Below are 13,320 nucleotides of genomic sequence, written 5' to 3'. Positions count from 1 at the left end.
GGATGCGGCTGATCGAGAACTGGCTGCTCAGGTGTTCCAGGGCGGCGTTGTCTGCGGCTTCGGCGTCTTTCAATTGCTTGAGCTGGCCCATCAGCTCATAGGCTTTGTCATCATCGAAGGCATCGTGGGCCTGGCGGATGGCAACGCGCAGCTCGCGGATCTGGTCGCTTTCCTTGGAGGTGTGAAACGCGTCCAGCACCATCTCGCTGATGATCTTGGCGGCCGGCACATGCTGTGAAAGATTGATGGCGTTTTCGTATTCGGCTTTGGCGTGCAGGGCGACTACGGATTCTTCGGCGGATTTTTCGGTGTAGGAATCAGGCATTAAAATTTCACTGCGTAGTATGCGGAGAGACAAAAAAACGTCGGGCATTTTCAGCGGGTGGGGGGATCAGGTCAAGGTTGGCTCGGGCGTCAGAACAATTTCAGTAGTGGTAGCGGCACATCAATATTTGTACTTCATCATCCTCGATGCCATAAACCAGACGATGCTCCGCGGTGATTCGCCGAGACCAGAAACCACTCAGATTATGTTTGAGAGGTTCAGGCTTTCCCACGCCGTCGAAGGGGGCTCTCTGTATGGCCTTGATCAAGAGGTTGATGCGCTTGAGCCCGGCTTTGTCGTTCTGTTGAAACCAGAGGTAGTCGTCCCAGCCTTCAGGGGTAAAGAGTATGTTCATTCTTCAATCAACCGCCTTGGCTTGGCTTTGCCTGCTCGTAAGCTGTTGACTGAGTTAATGAGACGTTCGGCATTTTTAGGTGAGCGCAGCAGGTAAGCCGTCTCTTCCAGAGCATTGAACTCTGATAACGAGATCATCACCACGGGCTCGCCTTTTTGTCGAGTCAGTAGAAGTGGGACGTGATCATCGTTGACGCGGTCCATCGTTTCGGACAGATGGGCTCGGGCGTTGGTGTAGTTGATAGTTTCCATGGGAACTCCTTGTTGGGTGGGTTTAACGTACAGAAATACGTACATATCCACAACGGGAATCTTATCAACGGTCATCCACCTCGCCCGGACTTCACGAACAAGCTCAACGACTGAGTGGAGCAGCGTCAAACCTGTTGATACATTTTACTCGTCCAGTTCTTCGAGACACGCCTGGAGAATATCCAGGCCTTCCTCCAACACCGCGGGTTCAATGGTCAGCGGTGCCAGCAAGCGCACAATGTGCCGCGACTTGCCGCTGGGCATCAGCAGCAAGCCGGCCTCTCGCGCCAGCTCCAGCAGTTGCGCCAGTTGCTTGGGGGCGGGTGTGCCGTCGGCATGGGCCAGTTCAATGCCTCGCATGGCGCCGACACCGGTGAGGCGGCCCAGGTAGGGCGACAGTTGCTGTGCGCGCCAGGCTTGATAGCGGCCCACAATCGCGGCTTCCTGCGCGGCGCCCCACGCGTGCAGATGTTCGTCGCTCATCACCTCAAGGGTCGCTAGCGCCGCGGCACAGGCGATGGGGTTGCCCGAGTACGTACCGCCCAGCCCACCTTTAGGCAGGTTGTCCATCAGCGCCTTGCGCCCGACCACCGCCCCCAATGGCATGCCGCCGGCGATGCTTTTGCCGAGCAGCAGCAGGTCCGGCTCGATGCCCAGGCGCGAGAAGGCGAAACGCTGGCCGGTGCGCCCAAAACCCGACTGGATTTCATCAATGATCAGCAGGATGTTGTGCTGGTCGCAGAAGCGCCGCAGCGCCTGGGCGAACTCAGTGTCCAGGGCGAGAAAACCGCCTTCGCCCTGCACCGGCTCGATGATGAAGCACGCCACGTCGTTTACGTCGATTTCAACGCTGAACAGACGCTCCATAGCCTTCAGCGCTTCGGCGCAGGTCACGCCGTTATCGGTACTGGGGTAGGGCAGGTGATACACAGGGCCAGGCAGTACGCCGACCTTCTGCTTGTAGGGCGCGACCTTGCCATTGAGGTTGAGGGTCGCCAGGGTGCGCCCGTGGAAGGCGCCGTCAAAGGCGATTACCGCCGTGCGCCCGGTGGCACCACGGGCGATCTTCAGGGCGTTTTCGGCCGCCTCGGCGCCGCTGTTGGTGAGCATGCCGCTGACCGGGTATTCCACCGGGATAAAAGCGCTGAGACGTTGCATCAACTCGATGTAGGACGTATGCGGTGCGGCGTTGAACGCGTAATGGGTGAGCCGGGTGGCTTGCTCGCATATGGCCGCCACCACGGCCGGGTGGCAATGGCCCAGGTTGAGTACGCCGATACCGCCGACAAAGTCGATATAACGTTTACCCGCCGTGTCCCAGACTTCTGCGTTTTTACCGTGGCTCAGGCTGATGGGGTGAACGATTGAAATCGACTGGCTGATGCTAGCGTGGCTCATGACTCTTGGACTCGGCAGTGGTGGGCGCAGCGCTATCTAAGCCGCGCGCCTGGCCTTGCCGCAAACGAAATAAAGTTGCCGGGTCATTCCACCTTGGAAGGAGCTGCGGTCTATTCCGACACCCCATCCTTGCCCGCCGCCTTGGACCGATACAAGGCTTGATCGGCCCGCGCCATCAGCGCCGCCGGAGATTCCCCCATGCGCCGCTCTACTACGCCCAGGCTCAGGGTAACGTTCAACGCGCCCAAGGGGGCCGCCGCCTTGATTTTATGGCGAATCCTTTCGGCCAGCTCTTTGGCCGTGTCCAGGTTGCTTTTGGGCAGCACCACCATAAATTCATCGCCGCCCCAGCGCGCGAGCAAGTCGCTTTTACGTACGCAGGCTTCCAGGTGTTCCACTACCCGTATCAGCGTCTGGTCGCCGACGCCGTGGCCGTATTGGTCATTGATGGGCTTGAAGTCATCGACATCCATGGCCACCAGTGCCAGGGGCAGGCGGAAGCGCTCGGCGCGGTCGCATTCCTCCAGCAGCACTTTTTCCAGGCGGTACCGGTTGGCGATGCGCGTCAGGGCGTCGCGCTCGGCCAGGGAGCGGTTTTCGTCCAGCTGCAATTGCAGTTGCTGGTTGACGCGCGACAACTCAAGGGTGCGCTCTGCGACCAGCGCTTCCAGAGACTGGTTGCGTTTTTGCAACTGTTCGATGGAGCATTTGCGCGTATGAATATCGCGGTGTGCGCCGACCATGCGCGCCACTGAACCGTCGGGGTTACGGGCAATGACGTAGCCACGGTCCTCGATCCAGAGGTACGTACCGTCTTCTTTTCGGCAACGGTATTCGGCCCGGTAATGAGCGGCGCGTTGGCAGATGTAGTCATCAAACACCGCCATCACGCGGGGGTAATCCTCGGGGTGGATCACGTTCTCCCAAGTGAACACGCTGTTTTCCAGGGAGTGGTGGGAGTAGCCAAGCATTTCGTACCAGCCGGGATTGCGGTAGACGAAGCCGGTATTGGCGTTCCAGTCCCAGATGCCATCACTGACCAGTTCCATGATGGCGTGCAACAGGTCGACGTTAAGGTCGGACACCTCATTGCGTAGCGGTTCTTTGCCGGATGTATCGTCCATCTGCGCGCTTCCTGCGGGGGCTGGCGCCCAAGGCCAGTCATGGTTGACGCCGATACTCCGTGGCTGGCGCTACTGTACATCGGCGCTTGCGCGCTTTGAATAGGGCAGGTGTGCTGCTTTTGACGAGTGGCGAAACGCTATTTTTCTGGCGCCATCATCTTTGTCCGAGGCCTTCCATCCGCGTTGTGCTGGTAAATGGCCTGCGGTTGGCCCTGCTCATTGAAAAACACCTGGCCAATGCCTGCCGAGTTCCACAGCCGTTCGCCCGCTTCGGCGTGCTCGGGAATATAGGGCACCACCTGCATGGTGCGCCGGCGGGTAAACCAGTTGAGCGGCGAACGCGGGGAGTAGAGCCAGCGGTTGAGGCGGTCGAACCATTCCAGCAAGCGCGGCGGGAACTCGTTCTTGATGCCGCTGCTGGTGATTTGCCAGATCTTGGGGCCGCCGTTGCGGTGGCGGATCAGCACTTGGTAGACAAACGAGTAATGCACATCGCCGGAGAGGATCACGTAGTTACCCGGCGTGCGTGAGTGGCGGAAGATATTCAAAATCACTTGGGCGGCGCCGCGGTGAGCCATCCAGTTCTCCGCGTCCACCAGCAGTGGGAAGCCACACCAACTGAAGACCTTTTGCACCGTCTCGATCAGCTTGACGCCAAAGACCGGCGCGGGCGAGACAATGATGGCTGAAGGGTGATCCAGTAGGGCTTGTTGCAGCTCGCTCAAGGCTTCCCAGTCCAGCAGGCCGGAAGGTTGCTTGAGGGTGAACTCGCTGCGCCAGCGTCGGGTGCGGGTGTCGAGTACCACCAGCGCCGGGGTGGTGGGCAATACGTAGTGCCACTGCTGGAATTTCAGCAAGGCCTCCAGCAACGCGTCTTGCGCCGTCGCGTCGAGATGATTGGCCTGTACCTGGCCGGTCAGTGCCTGGGTTTGACCCAGCAGTTCGCCAAATACCTGGGGCTGGTTGCCCCAGCCTTGGCATAGCAGATACGCCAGCAAGGCATTGCCGATGATGCGCTTGGAGAAGGGATGGCCGTAGGCGGTTTCTTCCCACTGGGCGCTGAGGTTCCAGTCGTCAGTGATGTCGTGATCGTCGAACATCATCAGCGTCGACAGGTGCGCGAACACCCGTGCTACCCCAGGCAGGCCGTCGCGGAACTGATCGATATGAACCTGTTCGCGGGCGTAGCGTTGTTGCTCTTGCGCACTCAGCGGCGGCGGTTCTGGCGTGATCAGTGCCCAGGGTGTCGGTGACCAGGCCAGCAGGTACATCGCGATCACTTCGGCAAAGGTCACCAGGTGATTGTCGGCGGTGCTGCTGGTGAAGATTGGTTTCTTCACGCCGCCGAAAAAGCGTTCGCGCAAGGTCTCGTTACTGTCCAGTGCAGGGAGCAGGTCGGCCCGGTGGTAGTAGCTGGCGCGATGCCCATAAAGGCTGGCGCTGTCGCTCACCACCGCGCCCTCCAGGTACTCATCGAACAGGCCCAGGCGCGCAATCAGCCCATGAATGGCGCGTAGCATGGGCCCTGCGACGTCGTCGGCGTAGATCTGGTCGCCATTCATCATCAACAAGGCTGGGCGTTCGAGCGGTGTGCGGGCGTCCGCCAACAGACGGTCGACACATAACAAGCCTTCGTCGGCACGGTGGTGGGGTTTGCGACACGAGCCATGCACCAAGTGATGGATGCGGCTATGCAGCACGAAGCTTGGCGTAGTCGCGTCGCCATACAGCAAGTGCGGTGCCCACTGTGCAATGCCGAGGCCGTCGATCAACAGGTCGTAACCGATGATTTCGTCCTGCGGCAGGGCGTGGCTCAGGGCTACGTCGATCAGGTGGATAAAGGCATGGCGCCCTACGGGTACGACTTGACAGTGCGTCGCATCGAGCAGGATATCCAGCGCCTCGCCCGAGGGTAATTGCAGCGTCAAGGACATTGGCAGCGTACGGCTGCCCACCAACCAGATAACCAGGCGCTGCGGTTCCAGGCGTCGTAGGAGGGGGCCGGCAATGACCGCGGGCAAAGTGTCGGGTTGAAGCATGAAGAACGTTGCTCATACCAAGTGGGACTGGAGAGGGTAACGTAGAGGATGTCAGTGTTTTGTTAACGGAGTGCACCGCTGTGCGCTGCACTTGTTGCCGGTGGTCCGCAACGGTTTAAAGCACCCTGCCTCCTCCGAGAGAGGTCATACCCGAATTTTTGGGTTTTGGTTGCGTGCCCTGCCCCTGTGGGGTGCTGTCAATCGGCGAAGAGGTCGGTGCGGGATTGGCTCGAGGCTGGTTATCTTTCAAGCCTTGCTGGATGTTATAGCTGAAGCTGTCAAATGAATTACCGATGATCATGGTCAAACCCCTTACTCAATTGGAGGATAGTTGTCGCATCAATACTCCTTTTGACTGCGTACTGATTGAGTGGAGTTGGCCGGGTTTTTCGTTCCCGGCCAAACGTAACCTTATGTCTGGCTTGTATGAATTGAGCGCGTTTCAAGCGGGCTTTGGCACCGTAAACCTGAACTCACTGCCGCGTCCCAACTCACTTTCGGCCTCGATGCGCCCACCATGGGCTTGGACAATCCCCTGTGTGATATACAGTCCCAGTCCGCTGCCGGTGGGGTTGTTTTCAGTCTGGGTCCAATAGCGATCGAACACATGGGGCAAATCGTCCGGCGCAATGCCTTCACCGGAGTCGCGCACCGAAAATACAATCTCCTCACCGTTGCTCATGGCGCTGATGCCGATGTTGCCTTGGCGAGGGGTGAACTTGATCGCATTGCCGATCAGGTTCGACAGCACCTGGAACAAGCGCTCCGGGTCGGCCTTGATCTGCAGGCCGGGCTCGACATTGAACGACAGGTCGATGCCTTTTTCCGAGGCCAGTGGGGCCAGCAACGAATACGCCTCTTCAAAGATCTGGCTGACGTCCAGCGCCACCGGCTTGACCACATAGCGCCCAGCCTCGATCTTCGAGGTGTCGAGCAAGTCTTCCAGCAACACATTCATGCGCCCGGCGGCCTGTTGCATGGTGTCGATCGCGGAAGAGATACGGCGTGAGGTGTGTGGGCCATCGGAGCTGAAGGCTTTTTGCATCATGCCGCACAGCATGGAGATGACCGTCATCGGGTTACGCAGGTCGTGAGAAACCACCGCCACCAGTTCGTCCCGCGCCCGTACCGCTTGTTGCTCGCGCAGCACCTGCCGGGACAGATCGTTCTCCAGGGCCGAGCGGCGCAAATCGTTGGCGGCAAACAGGTCGCCATGGCTCCACTTGGTGGAGATACCAGCCATTTCCACTTTCCAGATTTCAAACGAGGTGCGTGGGCGAAGGCGCATGCCCGCGTCGGATGTTTCCAGGTTCAGCGGCTTGTTCGGGTCGCCACTCCAGTGGATGTTCTCTTTGACTTCCGGGCGAAACCACAACACGCCGTTATCCACAGGCTTGGGCAAACTCATGGCAAGCACGCCGCTGGCCACGCCCTGATACTCGGCGGCAGGCGGATAAACCGAGGCCAGATTATGGCTGGAAAATACCGGTGCGCCGTGGCCCTGCAACCACTTGTGCAGCGCGCGTATCTGCGCCGGTTCCGGGCAGTTGCCGTAGCGGTGCAATTGTTTATCTTCGATGATCGCCACGCCACCGGCGAGGGTCAGGTCCATCAGCATTCGGCCTTGCTGGGCCAGGCCGTCGAATACGTTATTGGCAGAGGCTTTCATCGCCAGGTCCAACAGCGCCAGCGCTTCGACTTTTTCTTCGCGCTGGCGGGTCAGCTCCAGGGTCTCCATGGCACTGATCTGCAATGACAGCACCTGGCCTATGGGCTGGCAGGCCATGCGCAAATCGTTAGGCACCAGCAGTGGCTCGCGGTTGCCGCAACTGATCAGGCCCCAGAGTTTGTCGCCCTTCATCAGTGAAATACTCATGGACGACAACACGCCCATGTTCTGCATGTACTGGCAGTGAATCGGCGACACGCTGCGCAGGGTAGCGAAGCTCAGGTCCAGGGGCTGGCCCGTGTCCGGGCGCAATTTGGGCAGCAGCGGTACCGGTTCGTAGGACGCATTCGGGATGATGCGTAGCCAGTTGGTGCGGTACAGCTCGCGAGCCTGTTCGGGGATGTCGGACGCGGGGAAGAACAGCCCGTTGAACAACTCCATGGATGGCGCCGAAGCTTCGGCGATCACCTGGCCATGGCCTTCTTCTTCGAAGCGATAGATGAGCACCCGGTCATAACCGGTCATGGCCTGGATTTCGTTGACGCTGATGGCGTATAGCGCCTCCAAGGTCTTTGCCGATTGCAGGCGGTGCAGCATCTTGCCCAGGTCGCTGGTGCGGCCATTGTGCGCTCGGGGTTTGAAATCCTTGAGCCGTGGTTCGAATTCCAGCACTAACACGCCCTGGTGACGATGCAACAGGCCTTCGAATTGCTCACCTTTGAAGGTGATAAGCAGGGGCGGCGAGTCCAGGAATGCGCTGTCCTCGGCCATGGTTTGCACGGCCTGGGCGTACTCCTCGCCAATCAATCTGTGCAACGGTTGATCCAACAGCGCCTCGGGGGCGTGGCCGAACAACGTACCGACGTTGGCACTTACCTGAATAATGTTCAGGCCAGGTTCCGACAAAGTCAACAGCACGCCGTGGGGCTGGATGGCCCCCGGAAAACGAATGGGTTCGTCGGCGCAGTTGGCAAGCAGCTCTTCAAAATCTTCGGGTTTCATAGCAATACCTCCTGGCTGTCGAGCCATTGCTCAAAGCCGCTGAATGTCGAACGGGCCGCCATCACCGCGCGCGCGGCGGCATCTGTATCCAGTGGCTGGCGGCTCAGATAATCGAGGAAATCTTTCCAGCGCCGTCCGGTCTCGGCGCCGTATACATTGAGAAAGGCACCGCCGTTGTCGGCGTTCACATCCAGGCGCAGGGCCATTTCCCGGCGCAGCACTTGGCCACCCAGGGTGGCGCCTTCCAGCACATACAGGGCGCCGAGACACGCAGCCGGCGTGTTTAATACGGGGAGTTGGGTACAGCGAGGCAGGGCATGGATGGCGTGGTCAGTCAGGCCGAGTGCGTGCAGGTCATGGACCAGTGTTGGCGTTTTCACACGCAACACAGGCTCATATCCATCGGGAATCAAACCGCTGTCATACAGCGCCGCTTCCATCGGCTGATAAAAGCCGTAGTACGCTTGCAGCAGGCGCCGATACCACTGGGCATCCAGGCGCTCGGAAAAAAACGGCAGGCGCTGTTCCAACGCCACATGCAGCAGGCCCGTGCCCGTGCGCAACGTTTCCAACAAGGAGGGCGCACTAACGTCATGGGCCTGTGAATGCATTCAATGAGCTCGAACTGTGGGCCTGTCGGCCATGAATGACGCGTGAAAATGGGCGACGATTCTACACAACTCATTGTCGTCAGCTGAACGCAGAAGCGAAAAGGCTGACCAGCGGATCAGAAAAGTCGCTCCCTGCACCTTACATGACCGCAGAACTGGCCCTCAAGTTCGGTTGAAATGATATCGCGCTGCTATCCACGCAGGGGCAGGCCCTAGTGCGTCAATGCTGTCTGCACGCACTCAAGCAAGTGGTCGGTACTCCAGGGCTTGGGCAGAAACCGCACGGAACTGCCCAACTCGGCGGCGATTTTCGTATTACCTGAGGTCAGCACTACTTGTACTTCAGGCCAGCGGTGGGCGACCACACGGCTCAAGTCATAACCATTGAGCAAGCCGGGCATTTGAATATCACTGACAATCAAATCCACCGGGTCATCGCCGCGCTCCAGGTAAATCATCCCTTCGTCTGCCGATGCAAACGATGTCACCACCGCACCAAAGTCTTCCAGCACATCTACCATCAACGCCCGAATGATCTCGTCGTCTTCCAATACCAAAATCGATGGCTGAGCCATGATCCTTACTCCACCATCAGGGGGTTCAGTAAGGTGGAGTAGGGGTTGGGTATATAGGTTCGATTGGATGTTTTTTAAGCGATGGGTGGTCGTTTGGTCACTTGTGAGCCATGGGCACGACAATCCGTTAAGGTGAACGCCACCCTGTCGTCCAAGGAATGCCATGTTCAACCGTAACCCACTCGTGCCTGAACTGATCGTCACGCACCTCAGCGCCAGCCTCGCATTCTGGGTCGACCAGTTAGGCTTCGCCATTGCCTATCAGCGCGCTGAAGAAGGCTTTGCCTACCTCGACCTGCACGGCGCGCAAATCATGCTCGAACAATACGACCCCGATGCCGGCCAGTGGCTGACCGCACCGTTGCAGCCACCGTTCGGGCGCGGCATCAACCTGCAAATCGATGTGCCCGCCGTCGAGCCTATCCTGCTACGGTTGGCGCAAATCGGCTGGCCATTGTTCCGCAATGTAGAAGACGCCTGGTACCGAGCCGGTGACGTGGAGGCCGGGCAACGCCAGTTCATCGTGCAAGACCCGAACGGTTATCTGGTGCGCCTGGTGCAGCGGCTGGGTGAAAGGCCGGTCGAACAGGCATAATCCAAGGCAACAGCCGATAGGGAGACCTGAATGAAGTATGTGTTATTGACCCTCGCCCTCACCGTTATCGCTGCCCCCGCGCTCGCTGCGGGCGACGCCGAGGCGGGCGGCAAACTCTTCTCCAAGACCTGCGGCGGCTGCCACAGCATTGGTGAGGGTGCGCGGGGTGGTTTTGGCCCGGAACTGAACGGCATCATTGGCCGGCCTGCCGGTACCACCACGGACTACCAGTATTCGGATGCGATGAAGAACTCGGGCGTGGTGTGGACGCGGGAAAAACTGGCGGCCTACATTGAGGACCCGAAGGCGGTGGTCAGTGGTACGCGGATGATCTTCTGGGGGATCAGTGACCAAGAGAAGATTGAAAATATCCTGGCGTACTTAGCGACATTCCAGCCCAAGTGAGGCGCCCAGGCTGACGGCTACCACCGGGCACAACGCGATCAGAGGCGGGGGGCTTGCCTTCATGCCCGTCAGTTAAACGCAGCCCCTTGTGGGAGCGGGCTTGCTCGCGAAAGCGGTGGGCCGGTGACTGAATAGGTGACTGATACAAAGCATTCGCGAGCAAGCCCGCTCCCACATTGAGCTGGGTTCGGCTCAAGGTATATCTTTTTCAAAGTTTTTTGGCGCCGAGGGAATGAGACGTTTGGCAATCGCAGCGGTGACCACATTGACCTTTGGAATGGACGGCGGTTGACGGATTGGCTGAGTTATCCGCGTATCCAGCTGGGGTTTTCGATTGAGGGGACGTTCTCGGACTATCACGAGTCCAGGGAAATCTGGTTTTGGAAGGTCATATGAAATTGGTTAAGGGCGTGGTGTTTGTCGTCGGGGTGGTTGTAGTGGCGCTCGGAGTGTTTAACGGTTTGGTGGTGGCCGTGTCTGCGTATTTTGGGCCGTTTTATCAAGGGGATGCGGATCAGAGCAGGAATTTTGGGCTTTGGTTGGTTGGGAATGGGGTTGTGGTTTTGGGAGCAGCGTTCAGTGGGGCGGTTTGGTATTGCAGGCGTTTGAGTAGGTGGCGGGAATGAAAATGTGTCCGAGTATTAAGTGAATCAGCGGCTGTGATTTTTCCTTAAAGGGCATCGCAGGCAAGCCAGCTCCCACATTTTGAGCGATGTGTATCAGTTGAGCCGCAATAAAAAAGACCTTGAAGCACCAAGGTCTTTTTTGTGCCTGCGGATCAACTCAGCAGGTGCTTGGAAATCAGCCGGGAGATTTCCACGATCGAGGTCTTGCCGGTGAATTCAAATTTTACCTTCCCCAACGACGAAAAATAAATCTCCAACTCCGAATCCAAGTCAAACGACCCTGAAGTTTCCACCGAGTACGCCACGATGTTCTTGTACGGCAATGAGGTGAAGTCCTTCTTGCTGCCGGTAATCCCCTGCACGTTCACCGCGATGATGCGTTTAGTGGTGAACACGACGCCGTCGCGCATGGCCTTGTAGGCGTCGACCACTTCTTCGCCGTCCAGCAGCAGGGCTGCTACGCGTTCGGCGTATTCGTTGTTTTGCTTGAGTTTGAAGAAGCCTTTGTTGTTGAAGTCGATCATGTGCCTGTCCTGGGTAAGGGGTGCCGCCGGTGTATGACGTTTTGCTTGCGGATCTGTATCTAACGCCTGGGCCTTCAAGCCCCTAGCATGACGCTCAACACGACCGTGTCGGCGAAGGGTTTCACGCTGGCAGCATAAAAAACAGGAGCCAATCCATGCCTGATATATCCAGCTTGCTCGCCTACGGCCTGATTTCACTCGGCATGGTACTGACGCCCGGGCCGAACATGATCTACCTGATTTCCCGCTCCATCTGCCAGGGGCGCACGGCCGGGTTGATTTCCCTGGGCGGGGTGGCGCTGGGGTTTGTGGTGTATATGGTGTGCGCGGCGCTGGGTATCACGGCATTGGTGATGGCGGTGCCCTTTGCCTACGACGCGCTGCGGCTCGGCGGGGCGCTGTATCTGGTGTACCTGGCCTGGCAAGCGGTCAAGCCGGGTGGGCGCTCGCCATTTCAGGTGCGCGACTTGCCCAAGGACAGCCCGCGCAGGTTAGTGACCATGGGCTTGGTCACTAACCTGCTCAACCCCAAAGTGGCGGTGATGTATTTGTCGTTGCTGCCCCAGTTCATCGACCCGAATGGTCATGGCAGTGTGCTGATGCAATCCCTGGCGCTGGGCTCCCTGCAGATTGTTATCAGCGTGAGCGTCAACGCGGTGATTGCCTGCATGGCGGGTTCCATTGCGGTGTTCTTCGTCACACGGCCAGGTTGGCAGGTGCTGCAGCGCTGGCTGATGGGGTCGGTGTTGATGGGCTTGGCGGTGCGGATGGCGGTGGAAGGGCGCAGGTAAGGCTGCTTTCAGCGCGCCATGACGTTGACAATCACATGCAGGATGAATGCTGGCCCGTAGCAAGGCTGCCCATGTTCATCTTCGATACGCCAGATTGAGGTGACGGTACTGGTCTCCCTCGGTGCTCCGAACTCCACGGTGATATGCACTGGCTGGCCGGGCAAAGTATCTGCTATCGGAATATCGTTGTTCAGGCTTCGCAGATGGCTATCCATCACCACTTCCAATGGCTCCCCCGAAGCGGTTCGACGGGCGATCACGTACTCACCGTCCACTCTGACCAATCGCCGGCCGCGCCAGGGGCGGGTCCCGAGATTCTGGATCTCCCAGGTTTTCTGAAAGGTTTCACCGGGCAGCACTACGGTCTGGTCAGGCGTGGTCACGTCTGCGTTGAATACAGCAATGTCAGATGGGTCGTACAAGCCAATGGCCCGGTTGGTGATAGCCATTGAGTAAGCATCAGTTGGAGCACCGGTCAGGTCGGCGAAGTAGCGAAACAGCAGCAGCGGGGAGACCCGTAGCGCTTTGGCTAATTTTATCAGGGTACGTACGGACGGATCTTTTGAAGCACCGCCCGCCAATCCATAAAGATAGGTTCTGGAGATGCCAGCTTCCTTAGCCAGATTAGTCAGGGGTTTGCCCAGCTCTCGACTGCGTCGTACGACGAGCGCTCGAAGAGTATCGCCAGTTTTGATGCTCATATTTTGCAAACCCGTTTCCAGTGGAAGACGTCATCTTGTACGCCAAAAAGGACAACCTGCACGCCGTCACGGTTACATAGCAATGCAGACTTTGGTCTTGCTGGCGACGTTGTGAAAGACATGGATAGGTCCGGTTTGGTTGGCATATCCAGTGTCGCGGTTTCTCACATGCTTGCGAACCTTGTGTGTGTTGCATTCCTTTACATCTATCTGTGGATATAGCTATGAGTCCAATGAAAGCATGCTGCGAATCCATAGCCCGATCAGGCTTTGGCATCCTGCAAATTCCTGATTCGATGTTGCAGGACTACAAAAAGATCATTGATGGG

The 13,320-nt window shown here is 58.3% G+C and carries 15 protein-coding genes and 1 pseudogene; 4 read left to right on the top strand and 12 right to left on the bottom strand.

Features of this window, described 5'->3' with window-relative positions:
• The 10 genes and pseudogenes from GIW04_RS19430 to GIW04_RS19385 form a co-directional block, all read right to left on the bottom strand.
• Positions 1-325: pseudogene (locus tag GIW04_RS19430) on the bottom strand (hypothetical protein); the annotation flags it as partial.
• 100 nt (positions 326-425) lie between these two features.
• A complete protein-coding gene (locus GIW04_RS19425; protein ID WP_057710526.1) occupies positions 426-680 on the bottom strand; it encodes a Txe/YoeB family addiction module toxin in 255 nt (84 codons plus the stop codon).
• Complete coding sequence (locus tag GIW04_RS19420) at positions 677-931, bottom strand: type II toxin-antitoxin system Phd/YefM family antitoxin (RefSeq protein ID WP_003194039.1); 255 nt, start codon at positions 929-931, stop codon at positions 677-679. The genes GIW04_RS19425 and GIW04_RS19420 overlap by 4 nt, the downstream gene beginning before the upstream one ends.
• Positions 932-1,075: 144 nt before the next feature.
• On the bottom strand, positions 1,076-2,329 hold the full coding sequence (locus GIW04_RS19415) for a 2-aminoadipate transaminase (RefSeq protein WP_120248548.1): 1,254 nt from the start codon (positions 2,327-2,329) through the stop codon (positions 1,076-1,078).
• A gap of 110 nt (positions 2,330-2,439) precedes the next feature.
• Entirely contained in the window at positions 2,440-3,453 is a 1,014-nt protein-coding gene (locus GIW04_RS19410; protein ID WP_003194037.1) for a sensor domain-containing diguanylate cyclase, read from the bottom strand.
• A gap of 137 nt (positions 3,454-3,590) precedes the next feature.
• Positions 3,591-5,492: an alkaline phosphatase D family protein gene (locus GIW04_RS19405; RefSeq protein WP_120248549.1), complete on the bottom strand. Its 1,902-nt coding sequence runs from the start codon at positions 5,490-5,492 to the stop codon at positions 3,591-3,593.
• Positions 5,493-5,607: 115 nt separating this feature from the next.
• Positions 5,608-5,793: a hypothetical protein gene (locus GIW04_RS19400; protein ID WP_144401832.1), complete on the bottom strand. Its 186-nt coding sequence runs from the start codon at positions 5,791-5,793 to the stop codon at positions 5,608-5,610.
• Between the two features lie 141 nt (positions 5,794-5,934).
• Entirely contained in the window at positions 5,935-8,163 is a 2,229-nt protein-coding gene (locus tag GIW04_RS19395; protein WP_236479136.1) for an ATP-binding protein, read from the bottom strand.
• Positions 8,160-8,774 carry a biliverdin-producing heme oxygenase gene (locus GIW04_RS19390; protein ID WP_003194034.1) on the bottom strand — a complete coding sequence of 205 codons (615 nt, stop codon included), beginning with the start codon at positions 8,772-8,774 and terminating at the stop codon, positions 8,160-8,162. The genes GIW04_RS19395 and GIW04_RS19390 overlap by 4 nt, the downstream gene beginning before the upstream one ends.
• A 212-nt stretch (positions 8,775-8,986) precedes the next feature.
• Complete coding sequence (locus GIW04_RS19385; RefSeq protein WP_003194033.1) at positions 8,987-9,349, bottom strand: response regulator; 363 nt, start codon at positions 9,347-9,349, stop codon at positions 8,987-8,989.
• A 163-nt stretch (positions 9,350-9,512) separates the two neighbouring features.
• Between GIW04_RS19385 and GIW04_RS19380 the strand changes: the two genes are divergently transcribed.
• The 3 genes from GIW04_RS19380 to GIW04_RS19370 all read left to right on the top strand — a co-directional run bounded on the left by GIW04_RS19380 (position 9,513) and on the right by GIW04_RS19370 (position 10,745).
• Entirely contained in the window at positions 9,513-9,944 is a 432-nt protein-coding gene (locus tag GIW04_RS19380) for a bleomycin resistance protein (RefSeq protein ID WP_003194032.1), read from the top strand.
• A 30-nt stretch (positions 9,945-9,974) separates the two neighbouring features.
• A complete protein-coding gene (locus tag GIW04_RS19375; protein ID WP_034133617.1) occupies positions 9,975-10,349 on the top strand; it encodes a c-type cytochrome in 375 nt (124 codons plus the stop codon).
• Positions 10,350-10,550: 201 nt separating this feature from the next.
• Positions 10,551-10,745, top strand: coding sequence for a T6SS effector amidase Tae4 family protein (locus GIW04_RS19370; protein ID WP_235369362.1), 195 nt, complete (start codon positions 10,551-10,553; stop codon positions 10,743-10,745).
• A gap of 382 nt (positions 10,746-11,127) precedes the next feature.
• Here the strand turns inward: GIW04_RS19370 and GIW04_RS19360 are convergent, their stop codons facing one another.
• Positions 11,128-11,499, bottom strand: coding sequence for a PH domain-containing protein (locus tag GIW04_RS19360; protein WP_003194030.1), 372 nt, complete (start codon positions 11,497-11,499; stop codon positions 11,128-11,130).
• 155 nt (positions 11,500-11,654) lie between these two features.
• Here GIW04_RS19360 and GIW04_RS19355 point away from each other — a divergent pair, with 155 nt between their 5' ends.
• Positions 11,655-12,290, top strand: coding sequence for a LysE family translocator (locus tag GIW04_RS19355; RefSeq protein ID WP_034133615.1), 636 nt, complete (start codon positions 11,655-11,657; stop codon positions 12,288-12,290).
• An 8-nt stretch (positions 12,291-12,298) separates the two neighbouring features.
• On the opposite strand, the gene GIW04_RS19350 is transcribed toward GIW04_RS19355, so the two are convergent.
• Positions 12,299-12,991, bottom strand: coding sequence for an NBR1-Ig-like domain-containing protein (locus tag GIW04_RS19350; protein ID WP_120248551.1), 693 nt, complete (start codon positions 12,989-12,991; stop codon positions 12,299-12,301).
• Positions 12,992-13,320: the final 329 nt, after the last annotated feature.

It is taken from the genome of Pseudomonas sp. PA-4-8C (genome assembly GCF_021606625.1).
GTDB classification, from domain to species: domain Bacteria; phylum Pseudomonadota; class Gammaproteobacteria; order Pseudomonadales; family Pseudomonadaceae; genus Aquipseudomonas; species Aquipseudomonas lactis.
Note: the sequence above shows the minus strand (reverse complement) of the source record. Positions and strands in the feature narration are given on the sequence as shown.

Bases quoted from the DNA above. Each gene is read 5' to 3' on its own strand.
- GIW04_RS19425 (WP_057710526.1), bottom strand. From the start codon at position 680: ATGAACATACTCTTTACCCCTGAAGGCTGGGACGACTACCTCTGGTTT.
- GIW04_RS19420 (WP_003194039.1), bottom strand. From the start codon at position 931: ATGGAAACTATCAACTACACCAACGCCCGAGCCCATCTGTCCGAAACG.
- GIW04_RS19415 (WP_120248548.1), bottom strand. From the start codon at position 2,329: ATGAGCCACGCTAGCATCAGCCAGTCGATTTCAATCGTTCACCCCATC.
- GIW04_RS19410 (WP_003194037.1), bottom strand. From the start codon at position 3,453: ATGGACGATACATCCGGCAAAGAACCGCTACGCAATGAGGTGTCCGAC.
- GIW04_RS19405 (WP_120248549.1), bottom strand. From the start codon at position 5,492: ATGCTTCAACCCGACACTTTGCCCGCGGTCATTGCCGGCCCCCTCCTA.
- GIW04_RS19400 (WP_144401832.1), bottom strand. From the start codon at position 5,793: ATGATCATCGGTAATTCATTTGACAGCTTCAGCTATAACATCCAGCAA.
- GIW04_RS19395 (WP_236479136.1), bottom strand. From the start codon at position 8,163: ATGAAACCCGAAGATTTTGAAGAGCTGCTTGCCAACTGCGCCGACGAA.
- GIW04_RS19390 (WP_003194034.1), bottom strand. From the start codon at position 8,774: ATGCATTCACAGGCCCATGACGTTAGTGCGCCCTCCTTGTTGGAAACG.
- GIW04_RS19385 (WP_003194033.1), bottom strand. From the start codon at position 9,349: ATGGCTCAGCCATCGATTTTGGTATTGGAAGACGACGAGATCATTCGG.
- GIW04_RS19380 (WP_003194032.1), top strand. From the start codon at position 9,513: ATGTTCAACCGTAACCCACTCGTGCCTGAACTGATCGTCACGCACCTC.
- GIW04_RS19375 (WP_034133617.1), top strand. From the start codon at position 9,975: ATGAAGTATGTGTTATTGACCCTCGCCCTCACCGTTATCGCTGCCCCC.
- GIW04_RS19360 (WP_003194030.1), bottom strand. From the start codon at position 11,499: ATGATCGACTTCAACAACAAAGGCTTCTTCAAACTCAAGCAAAACAAC.
- GIW04_RS19355 (WP_034133615.1), top strand. From the start codon at position 11,655: ATGCCTGATATATCCAGCTTGCTCGCCTACGGCCTGATTTCACTCGGC.
- GIW04_RS19350 (WP_120248551.1), bottom strand. From the start codon at position 12,991: ATGAGCATCAAAACTGGCGATACTCTTCGAGCGCTCGTCGTACGACGC.